We start from the raw sequence: 22534 nt of genomic DNA, 5'->3' as shown, positions 1-22534 counted from the left end.
GCCGCACCCATAAAAACAATTATCAGGGGCGCCCGGACCACCGGGCTGCCCGAGGTCTCCTAGATGTCCAAGCATGCATCCACTGCTGCCGCTGTTCAGGGTTCGAACGCGGGTTCAAAAGTCCACAGTGACAAGGGAAGTCGCTATTTCCAACTGATGCTATTAGTGCTGGCCGCCGGTGCGATCTATCCGATCCTGTACCTGCGCCAGGTCTACCAGACCACCATGCTCGAAGTGTTCCAGATCAACCACAGCGAACTGGGTTATCTGTACTCGATGCTCGGCACGATTTTCCTGTTGTCGTATCTGCCCAGCGGTTGGTTGGCGGATCGCATTGCCCCACGATTCCTGATTTTCTTCTCGCTGGTCGCCACTGGCGCCCTGGGCCTTTGGTATTCCACCGCGCCGTCGATGACCGGTTTGATGATCATCTTCGGTTGCTGGGGCCTGACCACCGGCCTGACGTTCTGGGCCTCGGTGCTCAAGCGCGTGAAAATGATCGCTCATCACACTGAACAAGGGCGTTTCTTCGGCATCCTCGATGGCGGTCGCGGACTGGTCGAAGCCTTGCTGGCGACCGTCGCGCTGGGGCTGTTTGCCTTCGCCACCGAAACCCGTGGCGAGTCCGCCGCTGAAGGCTTCAAGCACGTGGTCTACCTCTACGCCTTCACCTGTATCGCCATCGGCTGTGTGCTGGTGCTGATCAAGGACCCGAAGTCGATGGAAGACACGGCGGCGGTGGAGAAGGGCAAGTACAACCTGCTCAGCGACCTGACCACGCTGGTGAAAATCCCTGAACTGTGGCTGGTGACAGCCATTGTGTTCTGCGGTTATCACATCTTCTGGGCTACTTACAGCTTCTCCGATTACTTGCAGGGCGGCGGTATGACCGCGGTCATGGCCGGCACCATCACTACTATCAAGTTGTGGATGCGCCCGATTGGCGGGATCGGCGGTGGCTGGCTCGGTGACAAGTTCTCGAACATCTCGGTACTGATCGTGGCGCTGTTTCTGGCGACATTGGCGATGGTCGGCCTGATCGTGTTCCCGGCACTCAACAGCATGGGCCTGTTGATCGGCACGGTGATTTTCATTGGTTTGATGACTTACGCCATTCGCGGCTTGTACTGGGCGATCCTCGACACCTGCAACATTCCGCTGCGCATCACCGGCCTGGCCATCGGCATTGTCTCGGTCGTCGGGTACCTGCCGGACGCTTTCATTCCCTTGATCAACGGCTATCTCACCGAGCATTTCCCGGGTGCCTTTGGTTACAAGCTGTATTTCGGCTACATCGCCTTCGTCGGCCTGCTCGGGACCGTCGCGGCCCTGACCTTGCGCGCACGTATCAATCGTAAATCTTTGAACAAGACAGGTGCCTGAGATGAAAATCGTCGCCCTTGAAACCCATATCGTCGCCGTACCGCCACCGCACATCGGCGGCATGTACTGGCTGTTCGTCAAGCTCAAGACCGATTGCGGCATCGAAGGCGTGGGCGAAATCTACGCTGCGACCTTTGGTCCCAAAGCCATGCTGCCGATCATCGAAGATGTGTTCGAACGCTACCTGCTCAACCATGACCCGCACCACATCGAACGCTTCTTCCGTCAGGCCTATTCGAGCGGTTTCACCCAGCGTCCGGACCTGACCATGATGGGCGTGGTCAGCGGCCTGGAGATGGCGTGCTGGGACATTATCGGCAAAGCGGCAAACAAACCGGTGTATGAACTGCTGGGCGGCAAAGTCAACGAACGCCTGCGCTCCTACACCTATTTGTACCCGGTCAACAGCAAGGGTGAATACGACTACGACGACCCGGACCTGGCCGCCGAATGCGCCATCGAGAACATGAACAAAGGCTTCACCGCCGTGAAGTTCGACCCGGCCGGGCCGTACACCGCGTACTCCGGGCACCAGATCTCGCTGGAAGTGCTGGAGCGTTGTGAAACCTTCTGCCGCAAGATCCGCGAAGCGGTGGGCGACAAGTGCGATTTACTGTTTGGCACCCACGGGCAAATGGTGCCGTCCTCGGCAATCCGCCTGGCCAGGCGTCTGGAGAAGTACGACCCACTATGGTTTGAAGAGCCGGTGCCGCCGGGTCAGGAAGAGGCCATGGCGCAAGTCGCGGCCAAGACCAGCATCCCGATTGCCACCGGCGAACGACTGACCACCAAGTACGAATTCTTCAAGTTGCTGCAAGCCGGTGGCGCGTCGATTCTGCAGATGAACGTCGCGCGTTGTGGCGGTCTGCTGGAAGCGAAAAAGATCGCCAGCATGGCCGAGGCCTATTACGCGCAGATCGCGCCGCATCTCTACAACGGGCCGATTGGCGCGGCGGCGAGTTTCCAGCTGGCCACCTGCACGCCGAATTTCCTGATCCAGGAAAGCATCATGACCTGGGGCGGTTTTCATGCCGAAGTCCTGACCAAGCCTCTGCAATGGGAGGACGGCTACATCATCCCGTCCACCGAGCCGGGCCTGGGTGTGGAGCTGAACATGGACGTGGTGCGTAAGCATTCGCCCTACACCGGTGAGCGTCTGCACTTGCAAATGGCGCCGACCCCGGCTGACGTAAAAGACACATCGCCAGCCAGGGGCTGATGGGAGAGGGCGCAACCCCTCTGTAGGAGCGAAGCTTGCTCGCGAAAGCGGTGGGTCAGCCAATATCAATGTTGACTGATGCGACGCCTTCGCGAGCAAGCTTCGCTGCTACAGGAGGGGCGCTCGGTTTTTTTTGTACAACGACTTACGCGGTAACCGTGCATGACTTACGACTACATCATCGCTGGCGCTGGCGCCGCAGGCTGCATTCTTGCCAATAGGCTGTCGGCTTCGGGCAAACACTCGGTGCTGCTGCTGGAAGCGGGCGGCAAGGACAGTTCCCTGTGGTTCAAAATCCCGGTCGGCTTCGCCAAAATGTACTACAACCCGACCTTCAACTGGATGTACTACAGCCAGCCGCAAAAACAGCTGAACAACCGCGAAATCTACGCCCCGCGCGGCAAAGTGCAGGGCGGCTCGGGTTCTATCAACGCGATGATCTATGTCCGTGGCCAGGCCCATGACTTCGACGATTGGGCGGCAAGCGGCAATGAAGGCTGGGGCTTCAAGGATGTACTGCCGTACTTCCGCAAACTGGAAAACCATCCGCTGGGCGACAGCGAATACCACGGCGGAAGTGGCCCGATCAGCATCACGCCAATGAAGGGCCAGACCCATCCGATCTGTGATGTATTCCTCAAAGGCTGCGACGAACTCGGCTATCCCCGCAGCGACGATTTCAACGGGCCGAAATTCGAAGGCTCGGGGATCTACGACGTCAATACCCGCAACGGCCAACGCTGTTCCAGCAGCTTTGCGCACCTGCATCCGGCACTGAGCCGGCCGAACCTGACGGTCGAGCATTACGCGCTAGTGGACCGGGTGCTGTTCAACAACGGTCGTGCGACCGGGATTTCCATCACCCAGCACGGCGTGGTGCGCACCTTCGCCGCGAGCAAAGAAGTGATTCTGTGTGCCGGTGCCGTGGACACGCCAAAGATTCTGCAATTGTCCGGTGTCGCCGATCAGGCGCTGCTGGCCAGACACAACATCCCGTTGGTCAAACACTTGCCAGCGGTGGGGCAGAACCTGCAAGACCACCTGTGCGCCAGTTATTACTACAAGGCCAACATTGCGACGCTCAATGACCAACTCAGCTCGCTGTTTGGTCAGTTCAAACTGGGCCTCAAATACCTGTTCACCCGCAAGGGCGCACTGGCGATGAGCGTCAACCAAGCCGGCGGGTTCTTCCGGGGTAACGAGCAGCAGCACCATCCGAACCTTCAGCTTTACTTCAACCCGCTGTCGTACCAGATCCCGAAAAACAACAAGGCCAGCCTCAAACCCGAACCGTACTCAGGCTTCCTGCTGTGCTTCAACCCGTGCCGGCCAACCAGTCGCGGGCACATCGAGATCGCCTCAAAAAACCCGCGGGATGCCGCACTGATTGACCCCAACTACCTGAGCACGCAAAAGGACATCGACGAGGTGATCCAGGGCAGCCGCCTGATGCGCAAGATCATGCAGGCGCCGGCGCTCAAAGGCATCACCGTCGAGGAAGTGCTGCCCGGCCCGGCCATCGAAAGCGACGAACAGATGCTGCAGTATTTTCGGGAGAACAGCGGTTCGATTTATCACCTGTGCGGCTCCTGCGCGATGGGCGCGGACGAGCAGCGGTCGGTGGTCGACAAGCGCCTCAAGGTCCATGGTCTGGACGGTTTGCGCATTGTCGATGCATCAATTTTCCCCAACGTCACCTCCGGCAATACCCACGCGGCGGTGTTGATGGTGGCGGAGAAAGGAGCCGATTTGATTCTGCAGGACGCCTGATTTCATCACCTTCCCGTATCAAAAATGAATTTCCGCCGAGTCCGCTGCTCATACCTGTAAGCAGCGGATTTGAGCCCGCGAAATCATTTATGCGATCAGGGAGTGGCAAAGTCATGTGTCCAATACCGACGGCGGGCGAGCAGGCTCCTGATGGGTTGATTCTGGTGGTTGAAGATGACCCGCTGATTCTGGAATTTCTCTGCGAAATTCTTCAGGAAGAAGGATTTGTGGTTTTTCCGCAGGTCAGCGCGGATGCCGCATCGGAATACCTGGAACAGCACGCCAACGAGGTTGGGCTGTTGCTCACGGACATCACCATGCCCGGCAAACTCAACGGTGCGGACCTGGCCAATCAGTTCGGCGATCGCTGGCCCGACAAGCCGATCATGATCATGTCCGGTTTTGAAACCCCCGAATCCTCCGGGGTGCGGCATGAAGTGTCGTTCATCAAGAAACCCTGGGCGTTGGGACAACTGCTGGATTGTGTCGATGGGGCCCTCAAGTCGCGAAGGACTCTGTAGGTCGTGTACATTGACGGACCTGCCTGACACACAAAGGAAACTCATCCTTGTCTGCCGCCGAATCCGTTTTTAATACCCCGTATCGCGCGTTCCTGTTCGACATGGACGGCACTGTCCTCAACTCCATCGCCGCTGCCGAGCGGATCTGGACCACCTGGGCCGTGCGCCATGGCGTGGATGTCGAGTCCTTTTTGCCGACCATCCATGGTGCCCGCGCTATCGACACCATCAACCGCCTGGCATTGCCCGGTGTGGACGCCAAGGCCCAAGCCGACTGGATTACCCAAGCGGAAATCGAGGACGTAGAGGGGATTGTCGAGGTGTCCGGCGCGGCGAACTTCCTCAAGTCTTTGCCAGCCAGGCAATGGGCGATCGTGACCTCTGCACCGAAGGCGCTGGCGTTGCGGCGGATGGCGGCAGCGGGGATTCCCGAGCCTGATGTCATGGTCACGGCCGAAGATGTCAGTGCCGGCAAACCGGATCCCGCGGGCTACCGACTGGCGGCTCAACGGTTAGGCGTCGAGGTGACCGATTGCCTGATCTTTGAAGATGCCGCCGTGGGGATTCTTGCGGCGGAGTCGGCAGGGGCGGACCTTGTGATCATTACCTCGACTCATGACCATCCGATTCAGACGGTGCATGCAACATTAGCCGGCTACGACTCCGTTTCGCATCGAGTGGATGGCGATGGCCGGCTCTGTCTACATTCTTCGTAACACCATCCCCTGTGGGAGCGAGCTTGCTCGCGATGAGGGACTGACATTCGACATTTATGTTGACTGACACTCCGCCATCGCGAGCAAGCTCGCTCCCACATTAGGATTGTGTTTATTCAGTACAACCCGGGAATCAACCGCCAACTCCGGGCGCAGTAGGCTTCATATTCACCCCCAAACTGCGCCCTCAACAACGCCTCTTCCGAGTGAATCCGGGCAATCAGCGGAATCACCGTCAGCGCCGCCAGCAGCAACCCGACCCCCGAGCGAAACGCCAGGGCCCAGCCCACGGCGATGACCAGCATCCCCAGGTAACTGGGGTTGCGCAAGCGGCGATAAATCCCGTCGGTGACCAGACTGTGCCCCGGTTGAATCGCCACCAACCCGCTGAAACGCTTGCCCAGCACAAACACCGGCCACATCCGCAGCGCGCCGCCGATGATGAACAGCAACGCCCCCACCCAGCGCACTCCCTCGCCACCGAAGGTCCAGAAATCGATCCGGTCGGTGTAGGCCGGCAGGTACCCACTCAAAAGTCCAATCACCCCAAATGCTGGCAGCACCCAGCGGTTGGCCCGGTCTTCTCGTTCGCCGGAACTCAGATTGACCTCGGTGAACAGCGAGGCGACGACCATTGCCAAAGTGGCGACGACAACCACCACCAGCGGCGCATGGGCGAAAAACGCCGCAAACCCGCCCAGCCCCCACACTGCGAGACCGAGGTAGGCGAGGGTGGAAACAATGGCGAAGAACGCCAGCCTGGCCGAGATTTTCATGTGCACCCATTCCAGCTATGGACCGATTTCCTCAGTGTAGAAGGTCATGCCGATTCGCCGGTTTGGGCTAGCCTGAGTGAACGTTTCGGTCTGGCGAAAGAAGAGGCGCATGGGCCATTCGATGCGGGCGGGTAAAGAGCCCATGGGAGGTGCTCTTCGCTTGATAGCGATTGTGATGTTCCTGGCGGTCATCGGCGGCGTCGTCGCTTGCTCGACACCCTCGCTCGAACCCTGGTCGGCGCTCGTTCTGCCGCTGTCAGGTCCAGCAACCGAGCAAAGGTTGATGCCGATTACCCTGGCCGATGGCTTGGCCCTGCGGCTGATGCCGCTTTATCAAGCGGTCGACCTGCGAGCAGCGCTTCCTGCGCGCTGACGCTTACGCCGTCATCTGCGACCTGGCATTACGCCGAATCACCTGCGGCGGCTGGCCGAACGCCCGGAGGAAGGCTTCGCGCATGCGGCGACGGTCGGTGAAGCCCGCCTCGGCGGCGATCTGGTCGAGGGTCAGCCGTCCGCGCTCGAGCATTTGCCGCGCCGCCTCCAGACGCAGGTTTTCGATGGCCTTGGCCGGGGACTGCCCGGTCTCGGCGCGAAAGGTCCGGCTGAATTGCCGTGGGCTGAGGCGTGCCACTTCCGCCAATTGCTCCACCGATAACGCCGATGTCAGGTGTTCCCGGGCGTAGCCGAGGACGGTCTGAATGCGGTCGGATTTCGGCTCCATTTCCAACAAGGCCGAATGTTGCGACTGACCGCCCGCGCGGCGCTGGTACATCACCAGTTTCTGCGCCACGGCCCGGGCCAGGTCGGCACCATGGTCCTTTTCAACCATGGCCAGCGCCAGGTCGATGCCCGCGGTCATGCCGGCGGAGGTCCAGATGGAACCGTCGGCCACGTAAATACGGTCATCTTCCACTTTGATCGAGGGAAACCGCGCTTGCAGTTCTCGCGCATAGGCCCAATGCGTAGTGGCCCGCCGTCCGTCGAGCAGGCCGGCCTGGGCCAGCACGAATGCCCCCGAACAGATCGAAGCCGTGCGGCGGGCGGTTTTCACGCTGTCGCGCAGGTACGCCAACACTCCCTCGGGCGCCTGCTCGAGGATCGAATCGCCGCCGACCACGATGACCGTGTCGAACACCCGCTCATCGAATGCCTGGGTGCCGACACTCAAACCGCCGGAAGCCCTTAGGGAGCGGCCATCTTCAGAGATCACGCTAACCTCGTAGAGCACCTCTCCAGCGCTGAAATTGGCGTACTCGAACACCGACATCGCCGCCAGCGCCATGGACTGGAACCCCTCGAAAACCACGAACGCCACGGAAATCATGATGGTGCCCTCAAAAGCCAATGTCCGAAAAACGTACTTTAAACGTCATTTGAGACGAGCGTCAGTCAATTTATAACGGTTCACACCCGGCGACCTTATCGCCTTACTGTGAAGGAAATTGAACATGGCCCTTTCATCCAAAGGCACTGCACTGATCACTGGCGCTTCGTCCGGCATCGGCGCGGTCTACGCCGACCGTCTCGCCCGGCAGGGTTACGACCTGATTCTGGTCGCCCGCAGCCAGGGCAAACTCAACGCTTTGGCCAATCATCTGAGCGACGAAACCGGCCGCGCCGTGGAAGTGGTCGCTGCCGACCTCAAAGACAAGGCCGACCTGCTGCGAGTTGAAAGCATTCTGCGCAACGACGCGAGCATCACCGTGCTGGTCAACAACGCCGGTGTTGGCGCAGTGATGCCGTTGCTCGGCAGCCCGGTGGACGACATGGAAGCCATGATCAGCCTCAACGTCACCGCGCTGATGCGTCTGTCCTATGCCGTGGTGCCTGGCTTCGTCGCACGGGGCACCGGCACCGTGATCAACATTTCCTCCATCGTCGCCGTCGCTCCGGAAATCCTCAACGGCGTTTACGGCGGGAGCAAGGCCTTCGTGCTGGGCCTGAGTCAGTCAATGCACCATGAGTTGGCCGACAAGGGCATTCGCGTTCAGGCGGTGTTGCCCGGCGCGACCGCCACCGACTTCTGGAGCGAGGCCGGCAACCCGGTGGAAAACCTGCCACAAGAGATCGTGATGTCCGCCGAGGACATGGTCGATGCCGCGCTGGTCGGCCTGGCGAAGGGTGAAGTGGTGACCATTCCGGGCCTGCACGAAGGCGACAAATGGGACGCTTACGAAGCCCAGCGCCAAGTGCTGTCAGGCTCGTTCGGCCACTCATCGGCGGCACCGCGCTACCGGTAAACCGATAACCCTGGGGCAGGGTGAACTAAGCTTGGATAAGCATCGTTCATCGCCGGCTCGTCGAAACCTCGACAAGCCGGTGCTGCCAAAGGGAGCACACAATGCTTCACATCAGAACGCCTTTGATTCTGCACCCAGGCTTGTCAACGCCGACCCGGCGCATCTGGCTCAAGCTGGAAAACCTGCAACCCAGCGGCTCGTTCAAATTGCGCGGCATGGGCCTTTTGTGCAGTCAGGCAAAGGCCCAGGGCAAAAGCAAAGTCGTCTGTCCGTCCGGTGGCAACGCCGGTTTTGCCACCGCCATGGCCGCCGCTGCCTTAGGCCTGAAAGCCTGCATTATTGTGCCGCACACCACCCCGGAAACCACCCGCGCCAGGATCAGCAAAACCGGCGCCGAGGTGATCGTTCACGGCAAGGTTTGGGACGAGGCCAATCAACGGGCCAAAGCGCTTTCACAGGACGCGGATACCGAGTACGTGCCAGCCTTCGATCATCCCGTGCTGTGGGAAGGGCACAGCACCCTGATTGATGAAGTGCTTGAGGATTGTCCTGAAGTGGATGCATTGGTGACGTCGGTGGGTGGCGGCGGATTGCTGGCGGGCCTGCTGACCGGATTGATTCGCCACCATCGCATGGACTGCCGGATCATTACCTGCGAAACCCAAGGCGCGGCCTCCTTTGCCGCCGCCATCGAGGCCGGACATCCCGTCAGGCTGCCTCGTATCGACACCGTCGCGACATCACTGGGCGCTGCGAAAGTGGCCGCGTGGCCAGTGCAGCACCTCCTCGACTTTCCTCACGAATGCGTGGTGCTCAGTGATGACGAGGCGATCATGGGCGTGGTGCGTTACGCCAACGACCTGCGTCAGTTAGTCGAACCGGCGTGCGGTGTCTCATTGGCGGTGGCGTACCTGGACCATCCGGCGATCGCCGAAGCCCATGACGTGGTGATTGTGGTGTGTGGCGGGGTCAGCATCAGCGCGCAGCTTGTGGCCGGGTGGGCTCGCTTGTCAGCTGGGTGAAGCAAAGGGTAGGGCTGGAGACTATCCGGCTGTCGCGAGCCCCACCGTTACCTGTTCAACCTTCATTGGCCAGCAGCAGCGCCTTCCTGGATGAGGATGGCTCTGGCGAGCTCTTCGTCGCTGGCTTTGAGTCCGGGATTTTCCTGGCGAATCTGATTCAACACCGACTCCAGGTACACACCGCGAATCGTACCGCCACTGGCCACGAAGCTGGAGGCGTCATCACGGGCGGGAATCGCCAGTTTGTGGTCCTTGAACGTCGAGTACAGCGATGCGGAAACCCCGGCAGAAGTGGCGACATCGCCTGCGTCCACTTTGGCGAAGGCCGAACCGAAGGGCAGACACAACATGAATGAGGAGATGATAATCAGACGGCGCATAGCGGTGTCCTCTGAAGCGTGAAGCAAAAAAGGAAGTACCTCATCATTTAGGATGACCGGCGAACGCCAGGAGTTCCCTGTGGGTGCGTTATCCGCGCCCGATATCGTTCAAAACCGCAGCGTTGCCCCTGTGGTCAGCCACTGATCGCGTTCCCCCGTCAGGTTGCGGCCCACCACCAGATCGACGTCAATGCGCTCACCGACATGCAACCTCGGCCCGGCCTGCCACGCCTGTTCGCCGCCTTGTTGGCCGTAGCGTTCAGCAATCAGCGTCATGGAGCGCGCCAGGTCGTATTCAACGCCGGTGCCCCAGGTCCAGCGATGGTTTTGCGCGCCATCGTTATAGGCATGGCTCCAGCCGGCATTGAGGTTCAGGCGCAGGGTTTCGATTGGTTGGTAGGTGAATGGCAGGTTCAGGTCGACGCCATCGAAGGCGTGGGCCCGATTGAAGGCAAAGTGAGTCGAACCCGCCAGCGCCCACTCAAGGCCAAGGTCTTCCCGTGAGAATAGTTGCGCCTTGAATTGCGGGCTTAACTGGGTTTCCGAGTCCCCGTCATCACGGTTGTGCTGCAGCGCCGCTCCGAACTGCACGTTGGGCAGGCCTTTGAATGTGCAGTCCTGTGACACCACGCTCGTGCTGGATGAACCGTGCCGACCATTTTGATACCAGGCGTCGATGTTGCATTCGCCGGGTGCATTGATTCCGGCGTCATCCACCGCATATGCACCGCCGGCAGCGTTGGCGCTGGAGATAACGCTGAGCACCGCAATCAGGCCCAGGGTGACGCTGACGAACAACAAATTGCGGCGCAGGCGCCGGCCTTGAGCGGCTGGCAGACTGCGCACGAAGGACGCAAACAGGCGAGTAGGTTTTTGCATAAGTGTTACCTCGAAGTTTTTTGGTTAGCGATCAGCCCGTAACGCGGTCCTGTAGCAGCTGCCGAGCAGCGCGAGGCTGCGTTCGGCGACGAAGTAGTCGTAAACCCTGCGGACGCGGTTTTACTGGCGCACCGCGGGGGCTGATTTCACGACGACTTCGTCGCCGAACGCAGCCTCGCGCAGCTCGGCAGCTGCTACACGATCGCGGTGTGGCTGAGAATGGTCAGCCCCGATCCGCTACCGATAAGGTTTGCAAACCGGCTGTCCGGGCCCGGGCGACCAGCTCTTCGGTGTCTTCGCCGCCGGGCAGGGCGATCACCACGTCAGGTCGGCTGTCGAGCAACATGAAGTGGTTGCGCAGGCGTTCAGCCAACTTGCCGTGGCGCTGCCAGTTGGGCGGGTAGCGCACGATGTCGGCGCCGTGTTCCCGGGCCCACTCTTCGATGTCACCGCCCAGGTATTGATTGCCTCCATGGATCAGCACACGCACCGGTTGCAGGCGCTGGAAGGCGTCGAGGACCCGTCGGCACAGACGGCTGTCGGCGTAATAGCGGCCCGCGCAGATCAAGAGGCGCATGAGGGATTCTCCTTGGTCAGGTCGGTGCTCTCGACCGGTTGCTCGCCGGCCCGCTCCAGCAGCGGATAGCCCAGGGCGGCGATGTGGTGATGCACACGGCGGTAGTCGCGCAGGACCCGCTGGAAGATGTCGCCGGACTCCGCCCAGGTGTCCTTGTCTTCCTGCAACTTGCGAAAGTGCTCGCGGCTGGCGTGCGCTTCGAGCCTTCTGACGGTCTCCTTGCGATGGATCAAGTGGTGCGCGGTGGGAATGTCTTCACGCAGGAACACCGTGATCGCCAGGCTCAGGCTTTCCAGCAGCGCATCGTGCAGCGGCGCGATGTTGCCCAGCTCGAACGCCGAGAACCGTTCGCCACGGCGCAAGCGGCGCATGGCCAACTGCGCCAGGCTGCTGGAAAGAATGTCCGCGGCATGTTCGAGGTTGATCACGAACAGCAGGATTTCCTGGGAGCGATCGGCATCGCTATCACTGATGCCTTCCTTGCCGATGTCCGCCAGGTAAGCCCGAATGGCCGCGCCCAGCAGGTCCAGGGACTGATCGATGCGCCGCACTTCATCGGCACAGGCCGGCGCCGAGGTGTGGAACAGCTGCACCAGGCGGCCGAGCATCGCCGAGAGCATGTCGGCCATGCGCAGCGCTTCCCGGGCGGCGTTGGACAGGCCGATGTTGGCCACTTCCAGACCCGCTTCGTCGAGGTAGTGCGGCATGCCCGGATCGACATCCCGCTCCGGTGCCGGCAGCAAATGGGTGAGCCCTTTGGCGAGCACATCGGTCAAGCCGATGAACACCAGCGCCAGCAGCAGATTGAAACCGCTGTGCAGTGATACCACCAACACCGACGGCTCCAGTTTGAGTTCGGCCAGCAGCCCGGCGAACGGCAACACCACCAGGGCTCCCACCGCACGCACCAACAGATTGCCCAGCGGCAAGCGCCGGCCGACGCTCGAACCGGCATTGATCACCGAGGGCAAAGCACCACCAATGTTCACCCCGAGCACCAGCGCGACGAGGGTGGTTCCCGACAGCAGGCCGGTGGCGGCCAGCGAGACGATCAGCAACACCACCGCCACGCTGGAATGGCACAACCAGGTGAGGATCAATGCCACCAGCAACGCAATCAGCAGATCGCCGTCCAGGCTCTGCATGATCAGTTGGAAGACCGGCGCGCCTTCGACTTCCGCCAGTGTCGACCCGAGCATGCGCAGGGCCAACAACATCAGCCCCAGACCGATCAGCGCGCAGCCGACGCTTTCGTAGCGCGAGTCATCGCGCAGCCGGAACACCATCAAACCCGCGAGCAACACGATGGGTGTGAGGATTGATACGTCGGCGCTGAGCAGTTGCACCACCAGGGTCGAACCGATATTGGCACCGAGCATCACCGCCAGCGCCGGCGCCAGACCCAGGGTCCCGGCGGCCGTGAACGACGTCGCCATCAGGCTGACGGCGGTGCTGCTTTGCAGGATGCCGGTGATGCCGATACCCGAAAGCAGCGCCATCCAGCGGTTGTTCAAATTGTGGCCCAGCCACTGGCGCAGCGGCGTGCCGAAGCCGCGCAACAACGCCGAAGAAATCATGTGAGTGCCCCACAGCAAAAGTGCAATGGAGCCTGCGAGGTTGATCAGTAGAGTCGTTCCCGACATCAGGACTCTCCCTTTTTCGATAAGGCTTAACGCAGTTCTCTGTGGGAGCGAGCCTGCTCGCGATGGCGGTGTGTCAAACGACTTCTTTTTTGAATGTCAGTCCGCTATCGCGAGCAAGCTCGCTCCCACAGGGGTTATGGTGTTCAGGTGATTTGGGTTTGCCCCCGAATTTCGGGGGCTCAGGCCATCAGAACCACTGCTTGAAGCGGCGGATGTAAATCGTCTTCATGATCTGCGCGAACACGCAGTAGCTGAGCAGGGTGCCCACCAGCCAAGGGAAGTACGCCCACGGCAGCGGTTGCAGGCCGACCAAAGTGCCCAGTGGCGAGAACGGAATGTAGATACCCAGCGCCATCACCAATCCAGTCATCAGGATCACCGGCAACGCCGCCGTGCTCTGGAAGAACGGAATCTTCTGCGTGCGCAGCATGTGCACCACCAACGTCTGCGACAGCAACCCTTCGATGAACCATCCGGACTGGAACAGACCCTGCATTTCCACGCTGTTGGCGGCGAACACGTACCACATCAGGGCGAAGGTGGTGATGTCGAACACCGACGAGGTCGGCCCGATCCACAGCATGAAACGGCCAATGTTCTTCGCGTCCCACTTGCGTGGTTTACGCAGGAACTCCTTGTCCATCTTGTCCCACGGCAGCGACAGCTGAGAGATGTCGTACATGAGGTTTTGCAGCAGCAGGTGGATCGACAGCATCGGCAGGAACGGAATGAACGCACTGGCCACCAGCACCGAGAACACGTTGCCGAAGTTGGAGCTGGCGGTCATGTTCAGGTACTTCATGATATTGCCGAAGGTTTCGCGGCCCTTGAGCACGCCTTCCTCCAGCACCATCAGGCTCTTCTCCAGCAGAATGATGTCGGCCGATTCCTTGGCGATGTCGGTGCCGCTGTCCACTGAAATGCCGACGTCGGCGTCGCGCAGGGCAGGGGCGTCGTTGATGCCGTCACCGAGGAAACCCACGGTGTGACCGTTGGCCTGCAACGCCTTGAGCACCCGGGACTTTTGCAGCGGCGTCAGCTTGGCGAACACCGTGCGTTCTTCGACCCGCAGCTTGAGGGTGGTGTCGTCCATGGTCTCGATGTCTGGCCCGAGCAGCGGCGTGCCGGGTTCCAGCCCGACTTCGCGGCAGATCTTGCAAGTCACCACGGCGTTGTCGCCGGTCAGCACCTTGACGGTCACGCCCATGTCGCGCAGCGCGGCAATCGCCGGGCCCGCGGTTTCCTTCGGTGGATCGAGAAAGGTCAGGAAGCCGCGAATCACCAGTTCGCGCTCATCCGCGGTGTTGTACTGGTTTTTGCTCTGCGCTTTCGGGATCTCGCGGGTGGCGACCAGCAGCACCCGGAAACCGTCCTCGTTGTACTCGTTGGCCAGGGCCAGCAGGTCTTTGCGGCGCTGTGCATCGAGCGCCACGACCGTGCCGTTTTCGTGAATATGGCTGGCGATGCTCAGCATTTCCTCGACCGCGCCTTTGCACACCATCAGGTGATCGTCGCGGCTGTCCTTGACGATGATCGACAGGCGCCGACGGACGAAGTCGAACGGCAACTCGTCGACCTTGCTGTAGGCGAACGGCACCCTGAATTTTGGATTGGCGTTGGCGAACTGCACCACGGCCTGGTCCATCAGGTTTTTCAGACCGCTCTGGTGATGGCTGTTGAGCCACGCCAGTTCGAGGATCGTGTCGTCACGCCGGCCGTTGCTGTCGACGTGGTGCTCAAGAATGATCTTGTCCTGGGTCAGGGTGCCGGTCTTGTCGGTGCACAGCACGTCCATCGAGCCGAAGTTCTGGATCGCATTGAGGCGCTTGACCACTACTTTGCGCTTGGCCATGGCCATTGCGCCCTTGGCCAGGTTGGCGCTGACAATCATCGGCAGCATTTCCGGGGTCAGGCCGACCGCGACTGCCAGCGCAAACAAGAACGCGTCACTCCAGTCGCCTTTGGAGAAGCCGTTGAGCAGGAACACGATGGGCACCATGACCAGCATGAAGCGGATCAGCAACCAGCTGACGCTGTTCACCCCGCGGTCGAAGGCCGTTTGCACCCGCGAACCGACAATCGCTTTGGCCAGCGAACCGAAGTAAGTACGCGGGCCGGTTGCGACCACCACCCCTTTGGCCGTGCCGCTGACCACGTTGGTGCCCATGAAGCAGATGTTCGGCAGGTCCAGCAGGTTGGATTGATCGGCGGCGCTGCGGGTCGCCGACTTCTGTGCGACGTCGCCCAGGGTGTCGTACTTCTCGACGGGCAAGGCTTCGCCGGTCAGCACCGCCTGACTGATGAACAGGTCGCGGGACTCAATCAGGCGGATGTCCGCGGGGATCATGTCACCAGCGCTGAGCTGGACGATGTCGCCGGCCACCAGTTCGCGCATCGGCACTTCGCGCAGCACCGGGACGTTGCCTTTTTGTCCGCGCCGCAGCACGGTCGCGGTGGTGCGGACCATGGCTTTGAGGGCTTCGGCGGATTTGGCCGAGCGGTACTCCTGCCAGAACCGCAGCAGGCTGCTCAGGGTAACCATGGTCATGATAATGATGACCTTGGTCAGGTCCGCCTCGTCGCCTTCGCCCTGGCTTATCGGCAGCCAGTAATCGGTGAAGAAACTGATGCCGGCCAGGGTCAGCAGGACATAGATGAAGGGATTGTTCAGGGCTTTGAGCAGTTGGACGATGGCGTGAGGCGGCTTGTCGTGGGCGACCTCGTTATAACCTGCGCGGGCCAGCCGGCCTTCGGCCTCGAGTTCAGTCAAACCGTCAGGGGTGGCGTTGAGATTGGCGAGGGTCACGCCCAGGCCGTTTTGCGCTTCCCGAGCAGCGCGCATCGACAGTTTGGCGTTATCGCTGCTGGCGCCTTTGGCGCGAATATCCGGCGTTTTTACAGTCGTCATTGTGTGTGCTCCTGCCGCCGTCTTGCGGCACGACACACGGCTCGCTCATCTATTCATAGGTGAGCGAGTGTATGTCGAGTCGCAAACAGGCGATCAATTTCGAAAGTGTTGTTTTCTTGTGTTTTAACGTTCGCTGCGTATCAAGGGAAAGTTGATAAGCAGCGAACCGTCTACTGGCTTCGTCCATAACTAACTCCGATAACTTTGTGTTTTAACAGGTAATAAGAAGTTGCCGAATTCCCTATTAAGGAAAACGTTGCTGGAAGGACTTTGAAGTGCCTTCAGGTCAACTGAATGTGCAGGCTCCGCGGGTCAGGCCGAGCATTCGCGCAATGCGCCGACTCGGTGGTTCCTGGCTGTCGTCGAAGCTCCAGCGTTGCTGAAGCCGGCCCGTCATCGGACAGACGCGCCAGTTGGCACGAGGGTGTGCCTTGGCAGGGGCAGAAGGGTAGGAAAACGGGGCGCTGACCCGCGTCGTCAGCAGACGCTCACGGCACAGCTTGACCCGCATGGTCGATGCAAAGGCGCGCACGCCCGGCATTACGGTGGTTTTGAAGTTCATAACATGCCTCTGGACCGGACGGACGCCGGTGAGGCAAGTTACGGCGGAGCATCAAGCTCTAGCGCAGCTCACCCGACCGAAAAGTCGAGTCCCGTCATTGACTGGATTATGTGCCAGGTTCCGCGAATTCGCAGTGCACCGACAGCGACTAGATACTGTGTCCATTGGATTCTTTTGTGAGTTGAAAAAAGGCCTTCGTCGAAGGCCCGGGCAATTTACTCAGGGAGGTGGGTGAAGTCAACCTTCAATACCCGCCAAATACCAAGATGAATGGGAAAAACATCGAAACTTGATATTGAAGTTAGAACTGGTTCAGCTAATTGACAGTTAGTTGCAGGCCCTGTGATTAACGCGAGAAACGATGTCGATAATCCCTCGGCTAAATTCCGCTCGGACTGTTCAACCTTCAAACGACGAAATGGCCCCAGCTAATCACATTACCTGCGGGAGCGAGCCTGCTCGCGAAAGCGATCTGCCTGCCACCCCATCTGTTGAATGTGCAGGCGGAATCTCCAGCAAGCCCCACTCCCGCAGAAGTCACTCGTGACAAACCAGAACAATTGTATTGCCCATCCCTGTCTGTTTCCCCACAGACGGGCTCCTCGGGCGCTGTCAAAGCGCCGATTGATGTGCTGGGTCTGTCCAATGGCGCCCGTAGCGGTTTGACCTCACCGGGCAAAACCTGTTGCTGGACGGCGGCAGTTACCCTGGAACGTTCTGATTTTCTGGCTTGAAAGGCCTTGTAGCAGCTGTCGAGCCCCAGCGAGGCTGCGTTCGGCGACGAAGTCGTCGTAAAACCTGCATGTGGACTTCCTGAAGAACCGCGTCGCCTGATTTCACGACAGCTGCGCTGCCGAACGCAGCCTCGCTGGGGCTCGACAGCTGCTACACCCGTCGCGTCGCGGCGAAGTGCCGGTTATCAGCGTTTGCGATGCTTGCCGACGAGAGGACTATGCTTGCCAGTGCGCCCATCGTAATGGGAGAACTCTGATGATCAACATACGCACTGCCCGCATGCTTGCCGATTACAAGCAATGGGCCGATCAGCGCCTCTTTGACAACCTGGCCGCGCTGCCGCCGGGGGAGGTCCACAAAGAGCGAGTGTCGGTGTTCAAGAACATGATCGGCACCCTGAACCACATCTATGTCGTGGACTGTATCTGGCAGGCTCACCTCGAAGGCCGAGGGCACGGCTTCAAAACTTCACACGATCTGCTGCATCCCGACCTCGCTGATTTGCGCATGGCGCAAAAGGAGATCGATCACTGGTATTGCAACTGGAGCGCCCGACAGACCGAGAGGTCGCTGGATAAGCCCGTCGAGTTCACGTTTGTCTCGGGCGAAAGCGGCACCATGAGTGCCGGCGCAATGCTGCTGCACGTGGTCAATCACGCCAGCTACCACCGTGGCTGGGTGATCCAGATGTATTTCGACATCCCGGCGATGCCACCGATGACCGACATGCCGATCTTCCTGCGCGAGACTGACCCGGATTTCAACGCGCTCAGAGCACCGGCAACTCAGCCGACATGTGTTGGGCGATTCGCGAGCGCAACCAACGTTCTGCCGGATCGTTATCGTTGACCCCGTTCCAGACCATGGACAGTTCGGACAGCACGATATCAAACGGCGGGTCATCGGCCCGCAGCTGGCTGCTGCCTTCGATCAGCGCACACGCCGCGTAATCTGGCACCGTGGCCAGCATATCGGTGCCGGCCAGCAAGGCGCGCAGCCCGGCGAACTGCGGCACCGCCAGCACCACCCGCCGCGAGCGGCCGATGCGTGCCAGATCGTTGTCGATGGCACCGGTCAAATCCCCGGAAAAAGAAACCAGCGCGTGAGGGCGTTCGCAATACTCATCCAGGGTCAGGGGGCTGGGACGGTTATCGCCACGCAGAATCTTCACGCTCAGGTCGCGCAGTTTCTTGCGCTTAGCATTGGCCGGCAGCTCCGTGGTGTAGCTGATCCCGACGGAAATCTCCCCGGAGGCGAGCATCGGCGACATCAGCAGGTAATTCACCCTTCGCACTACCACCACAACGTTTTGCGCCTCTTCGCGTATTTGCTTGAGCAGCGGCGGAAACAGGCCGAACTCGGCGTCGTCGGACAAGCCGATGCGAAACACATCACGGCTGGTGGACGGGTCAAAATCCTTGGCCCGGCTGACCGCGCCGGAGATGGTGTCCATCGCTGGCTGCAATTCCTTGAGAATCACCAGGGCGCGCTGCGTCGGCTCCAACACCCGGCCATTGCGCACCAGCAACGGGTCGTCGAACAGATCGCGCAACTTGGCCAGCGAAGCACTGACCGCGGGCTGACCGAGGAAGAGTTTCTCCCCGGCCCGAGTCAGGTTCTTCTCGAACATCAGCGTTTCGAAAATCACCAGCAGGTTCATGTCCACGCGGCGCAGGTCGTTGCGGTTCATCGCGGTGTTCTCGATGGGGTTTGAGGTCTTTTCAGTAAAGCACCAAACCCTGTGGCGAGAGAGCGCCGGAGATGAGGGGGTACCGGTGATGCAGGACCCGCCTGAAATGAAATGCCTATCTGTGGCGAAGGGATTTACCTGTGGCGAGGGAGCTTGCTCCCGCTCGACTGCGCAGCAGTCGCAAATCCTGTGCCCGCGGTTTACCTGAATCACCGCAGTTGCAGGTTTTGGGGCCGCTGCGCGACCCAACCGGGGCAAGCCCCCTCGCCACAGGGTTTTGTGAGTTTTACGAGAAAAGGGGGACGCATCTATTTATCTATCCGCTGTGCCGCGAAGCGGCCCCAAAAAAAGCGACCGCTGCTTAATTCAACGTCAGTTATTCACTCACCGCAGAGCGGCACTTATATGGGCAGATCAATCTTGTCCAACACCCGGTTCGCCGTGATCTCCGCCATCATGATGCTGTTGGAAATACCCAGCAGGGCGTAGCGCGACTCACCCTCCAGGTGATCCACCAACTGGTGGACCATCACGTCGACCGAGGCGAGTATTTCGACCAGATAAACCGCCAGGGTTTCGGCCGTGGCCTCGGGGTCTACGGAGAACAAAGTGCTGCGGGTTCGTGGGGTGGCTTTGATGTCGGCGTTCGATGGGAAGTGGAAGTCGAGGGCTCTTTCGGCGGCCTCGTTTAGTTTTTTTGAATCGGGTTCGTAGGGGGAGACCGGATCGGTTTCAGGTGGGTTGGGCGTTACTTTGAACATATGCTGAGTTTCCAAATTGGGTGCCACCCCTCTTGCGACTAAACGTAAGGGGAGGCAGCTGCACGCAGGTTAGTCGACCGGGAAACTCAGCAATCCGGCGCGCCCGAGGGCGCCCTGCGTACAGCCACCATCAAGTACAGGAACAAAGACCTGCATGACAGATGCATGCACAACTGAGTTAACGCGGGCGACTAAACCCGATCACTGATGAGCAGTGACGGGAATCAAGTTACCGAGCGGCCCCCAGGCGCACAAGCCGGCGGATTCTGGCGCAGCCGTAGGCAACGGCGCAAGGATTTGTAGCTTTCAGGAAGTATCTGTGAGGGTGTTTAAACAAGCGTGGTTTCGGTGTTAAACAGGCGTGCGCGACAGGATCTATTCATCCACCCAACTCTGTGGCGAGGGAGCTTGTCGGACCGCCGCACCGTCCCGCTCGGCTGCGCAGCAGTCGCAATTCCTGTGCACGCGGTTTGCCTGAATGACCGCAGTTGCAGGTTTTGGGGCCGCTGCGCGACCCAGCGGGAGCAAGCTCCCTCGCCACAAGGGTTTTGTGAACTCCAGACATTGAGGCTCTGCCAGCCAAAAGGTTTTTGATCGTTCCCACGCTCTGCTGCGTAATGCCTCTAGGGATGCTCCGCGTTCCAGCTTTCTAAAAGGAAGCGGAGCGTCCCGGGCTGCATTCCCACGCGGACGGTTCGACGCCTCGACGTGGGAACGATCAATGCGGGCCCGACTCGGTCAACACCTTCCTGAACGTCTCCACCAACGGCCGCAGATTGATCCGGTGCCACGCCGCCCACAGCGGTCTGGTGAAGCAAATCCACGGCACTTCCCGCAGGACCACGCCCGGCGGTGCGTTGCGGCTCAAGCCCTTCTGAATCATGGCTATGCCCAGTCCCGAGGCCACCAGCGCCAATGCAGTGAAGGGGCCGGTGGCTTCCATGCGGATGTCCGGAGTGAATCCGGCGCGGATGCAGGCGCTGACGAAGTCTTGGCGGCGGGTGACATTCTGGTGGTGCTGCACGCCGATCCACTCCTGATCGGCGAGGTCGGCCGGGGTCAGTGTGGCCTGTTGGGCGAGGGGATGGTGCTCGGGCAGGGCCAGCAGCATTGGGTCGTCCAGCACCTGGAAACCCAACAAATCCGGATCGTCGGCGACAGGCGGCTCACTGACTAGGGCGATATCCAGACTACGCTGGCGCAAGCCTTCAAGCTGTTCGGCGGAGCGCAGGTTGTACAACGCAACGTGCACGTTCGGCCGGTCGACGCGCAGCACCCGCAGGGCATTGGGCAGCACGCCGGCGTGCATGGCGTTTTCGATGTAGCCGATGCACAAGCCGCCTTCTTCGCCGCGACCGAGGCGTTTACCCAGGGATTCGAGGCGGCTGGCGTGGGTCAACAGGGCGCGGGTTTCGGCGAGGAAGGTCTGGCCGTCGCGGGTCAGGCGGATGCGCTGCTGGCTGCGTTCGAACAGGGTCAGGCCCAGGCGTTCTTCGAGCTGGGCGATCTGCCGGCTCAGGGGGGATTGGGAGATATGCAAACGTTCGGCGGCGCGACCGACGTGTTCTTCTTCGGCGACGGCGACGAAGTAGCGCAATTGGCGGATGTCGATCATGTCAGACCTGTCGGGACTTAAGTGCTGCGCATTATGTCTTGGACGGTCCGATCATCGCAATCTAGGATCTGCTCAACGGTCACTCAGCTGACCTCTGAAACTGACGAGGATTTGAACCATGAGCTTGAAAGACAAACTGCCCGGCGCGCTGGGTTTCGGTACCGCCCCGTTGGGCAACATGTTCCGCGCCATTCCTGAAGACGAGGCGCAGGCCACCGTGCACGCAGCCTGGGATGCTGGCGTGCGTTACTTCGACACTGCGCCGTTCTACGGCTCGGGCCTGTCGGAGATTCGCTTGGGCAACGCTCTGGCCCAATACAACCGCGACGACTACGTGCTGAGCAGCAAAGTCGGCCGGGTCATCCTGGATGAAGTCGAAGACGCCGCGGCCCGTGACTTGGGCGAAAAGAGCGGTGTGTTTGAACACGGCCGCCCGAACAAGATCGTCAACGACTACAGCGCCGATGCAACGATGCGCTCGATCGAAGACAGCCTCAAACGCCTGCAAACCGATCGTCTCGACATCGTCTGGGTGCATGACATCGCCCAGGACTTCTACGGCGATCAGTGGCTGGAATACTTCAACCAGGCCCGCACCGGCGCCTTCAAAGTGCTGACCCGTTTGCGCGAAGAAGGCGTGATCAAGGGCTGGGGCCTGGGCGTGAACAAGGTTGAGCCTTGCGAGCTGACCCTTGATCTGACCGAAGCGCAGCCGGACGGTTTTCTGCTGGCGGGTCGCTACACTCTTCTCGACCACGACCGTGCCTTGCAACGTCTGATGGACGCAGCCCTGGCGCAGAATGTCGAAATCGTGGTCGGCGGTCCTTACAGCTCGGGCATTCTGGCCGGCGGTACCCACTTCGAATACCAGAAAGCCAGCCCGGCGATCGTCAACAAAGTCGAGCAGATCAAACGCATCGCGGCTGCCCACGGCGTCGACATCAAGGCTGCTGCGTTGCAGTTCTCGCTGGCCAACCCGGCCGTGGCGGCGGTGATCCCGGGCTCCAGCCGTCCGGACCGGATTGCTGAAGACGTTGCCGCACTGACGGCCGTGATTCCCCCTGCGTTCTGGCAGGTGATGCGCGACGCAAAACTGGTGAACGAACGCGCGCCATTGCCCCTCTGAGGAGTTTGAAC

The 22534-nt window shown here is 60.4% G+C and carries 21 protein-coding genes; 10 read left to right on the top strand and 11 right to left on the bottom strand.

All coding sequences use genetic code 11. The annotated features are described in order from the left end of the window. The first annotated feature begins 63 nt into the window (after window positions 1–63). The 5 genes from ACA075_RS17230 (at window position 64) to ACA075_RS17210 (ending at window position 5609) form a co-directional block, all read left to right on the top strand. Window positions 64–1383, top strand: coding sequence for an MFS transporter (locus tag ACA075_RS17230; protein WP_497294087.1), 1320 nt, complete (start codon window positions 64–66; stop codon window positions 1381–1383). 1 nt (window position 1384) lies between these two features. After that, a complete protein-coding gene (locus tag ACA075_RS17225; protein WP_497294085.1) occupies window positions 1385–2602 on the top strand; it encodes a mandelate racemase/muconate lactonizing enzyme family protein in 1218 nt (405 codons plus the stop codon). A 162-nt stretch (window positions 2603–2764) separates the two neighbouring features. Then, a complete protein-coding gene (locus tag ACA075_RS17220; protein ID WP_497294083.1) occupies window positions 2765–4372 on the top strand; it encodes a GMC family oxidoreductase in 1608 nt (535 codons plus the stop codon). Window positions 4373–4485: 113 nt separating this feature from the next. Beyond that, window positions 4486–4893: a response regulator gene (locus tag ACA075_RS17215; protein WP_497294081.1), complete on the top strand. Its 408-nt coding sequence runs from the start codon at window positions 4486–4488 to the stop codon at window positions 4891–4893. A gap of 47 nt (window positions 4894–4940) precedes the next feature. Continuing rightward, complete coding sequence (locus ACA075_RS17210; RefSeq protein ID WP_497294079.1) at window positions 4941–5609, top strand: HAD-IA family hydrolase; 669 nt, start codon at window positions 4941–4943, stop codon at window positions 5607–5609. Between the two features lie 116 nt (window positions 5610–5725). On the opposite strand, the gene ACA075_RS17205 is transcribed toward ACA075_RS17210, so the two are convergent. Beyond that, the gene (locus ACA075_RS17205; protein WP_497294077.1) at window positions 5726–6385 is read right to left on the bottom strand and encodes a methyltransferase family protein; all 660 of its coding nucleotides are present in this window, start codon (window positions 6383–6385) and stop codon (window positions 5726–5728) included. 109 nt (window positions 6386–6494) lie between these two features. On the opposite strand from ACA075_RS17205, the gene ACA075_RS17200 reads away from it, so the two are divergent. Further along, window positions 6495–6758 (top strand): hypothetical protein, encoded by a 264-nt coding sequence (locus ACA075_RS17200; RefSeq protein ID WP_497294075.1) that lies wholly within the window; start codon window positions 6495–6497, stop codon window positions 6756–6758. A 3-nt stretch (window positions 6759–6761) separates the two neighbouring features. Here the strand turns inward: ACA075_RS17200 and ACA075_RS17195 are convergent, their stop codons facing one another. Beyond that, window positions 6762–7709 (bottom strand): GlxA family transcriptional regulator, encoded by a 948-nt coding sequence (locus ACA075_RS17195; RefSeq protein WP_497294074.1) that lies wholly within the window; start codon window positions 7707–7709, stop codon window positions 6762–6764. A 124-nt stretch (window positions 7710–7833) separates the two neighbouring features. Here ACA075_RS17195 and ACA075_RS17190 point away from each other — a divergent pair, with 124 nt between their 5' ends. Together ACA075_RS17190 and ACA075_RS17185 are read left to right on the top strand one after the other, a co-directional pair. Further along, window positions 7834–8625: an SDR family NAD(P)-dependent oxidoreductase gene (locus tag ACA075_RS17190; protein WP_497294073.1), complete on the top strand. Its 792-nt coding sequence runs from the start codon at window positions 7834–7836 to the stop codon at window positions 8623–8625. Between the two features lie 101 nt (window positions 8626–8726). Then, complete coding sequence (locus ACA075_RS17185) at window positions 8727–9647, top strand: pyridoxal-phosphate dependent enzyme (RefSeq protein ID WP_497294071.1); 921 nt, start codon at window positions 8727–8729, stop codon at window positions 9645–9647. Between the two features lie 62 nt (window positions 9648–9709). Here ACA075_RS17185 and ACA075_RS17180 read toward each other — a convergent pair whose 3' ends face one another. The 6 genes from ACA075_RS17180 to ACA075_RS17155 all read right to left on the bottom strand — a co-directional run bounded on the left by ACA075_RS17180 (window position 9710) and on the right by ACA075_RS17155 (window position 16596). After that, window positions 9710–10027: a DUF2388 domain-containing protein gene (locus ACA075_RS17180; RefSeq protein WP_094471899.1), complete on the bottom strand. Its 318-nt coding sequence runs from the start codon at window positions 10025–10027 to the stop codon at window positions 9710–9712. Window positions 10028–10135: 108 nt separating this feature from the next. After that, a complete protein-coding gene (locus ACA075_RS17175; RefSeq protein ID WP_497294070.1) occupies window positions 10136–10906 on the bottom strand; it encodes a PA4824 family protein in 771 nt (256 codons plus the stop codon). A 223-nt stretch (window positions 10907–11129) separates the two neighbouring features. Next, complete coding sequence (locus tag ACA075_RS17170) at window positions 11130–11483, bottom strand: DUF2493 domain-containing protein (RefSeq protein WP_497294069.1); 354 nt, start codon at window positions 11481–11483, stop codon at window positions 11130–11132. Further along, window positions 11471–13126, bottom strand: a complete 1656-nt coding sequence (locus tag ACA075_RS17165) for a Na/Pi cotransporter family protein (RefSeq protein WP_497294067.1) — start codon at window positions 13124–13126, stop codon at window positions 11471–11473. Before ACA075_RS17165 ends, ACA075_RS17170 begins: the two co-directional genes overlap by 13 nt. Window positions 13127–13313: 187 nt before the next feature. Beyond that, window positions 13314–16034, bottom strand: a complete 2721-nt coding sequence (gene mgtA, locus ACA075_RS17160) for a magnesium-translocating P-type ATPase (protein ID WP_497294066.1) — start codon at window positions 16032–16034, stop codon at window positions 13314–13316. A gap of 286 nt (window positions 16035–16320) precedes the next feature. Next, window positions 16321–16596, bottom strand: a complete 276-nt coding sequence (locus ACA075_RS17155) for a hypothetical protein (RefSeq protein ID WP_497294064.1) — start codon at window positions 16594–16596, stop codon at window positions 16321–16323. A gap of 990 nt (window positions 16597–17586) precedes the next feature. Between ACA075_RS17155 and ACA075_RS17150 the strand changes: the two genes are divergently transcribed. After that, window positions 17587–18180 (top strand): DinB family protein, encoded by a 594-nt coding sequence (locus ACA075_RS17150; protein WP_497294063.1) that lies wholly within the window; start codon window positions 17587–17589, stop codon window positions 18178–18180. Here ACA075_RS17150 and ACA075_RS17145 read toward each other — a convergent pair. From ACA075_RS17145 to ACA075_RS17135, 3 genes are all read right to left on the bottom strand, one after another. After that, on the bottom strand, window positions 18101–19021 hold the full coding sequence (locus ACA075_RS17145) for a LysR substrate-binding domain-containing protein (protein ID WP_497294061.1): 921 nt from the start codon (window positions 19019–19021) through the stop codon (window positions 18101–18103). The two genes, ACA075_RS17150 and ACA075_RS17145, sit on opposite strands and share 80 nt — an antisense overlap. A gap of 401 nt (window positions 19022–19422) precedes the next feature. Next, window positions 19423–19782, bottom strand: a complete 360-nt coding sequence (locus ACA075_RS17140) for a DUF6124 family protein (protein WP_497294059.1) — start codon at window positions 19780–19782, stop codon at window positions 19423–19425. Window positions 19783–20500: 718 nt separating this feature from the next. Continuing rightward, complete coding sequence (locus tag ACA075_RS17135) at window positions 20501–21397, bottom strand: LysR substrate-binding domain-containing protein (RefSeq protein WP_497294057.1); 897 nt, start codon at window positions 21395–21397, stop codon at window positions 20501–20503. 118 nt (window positions 21398–21515) lie between these two features. Here ACA075_RS17135 and ACA075_RS17130 point away from each other — a divergent pair, with 118 nt between their 5' ends. Next, a complete protein-coding gene (locus ACA075_RS17130; protein ID WP_497294055.1) occupies window positions 21516–22523 on the top strand; it encodes an aldo/keto reductase in 1008 nt (335 codons plus the stop codon). The last annotated feature ends 11 nt before the right edge of the window (window positions 22524–22534 follow it).

It is taken from the genome of Pseudomonas sp. LBUM1663, assembly GCF_059695905.1.
Note: the sequence above shows the minus strand (reverse complement) of the source record. Positions and strands in the feature narration are given on the sequence as shown.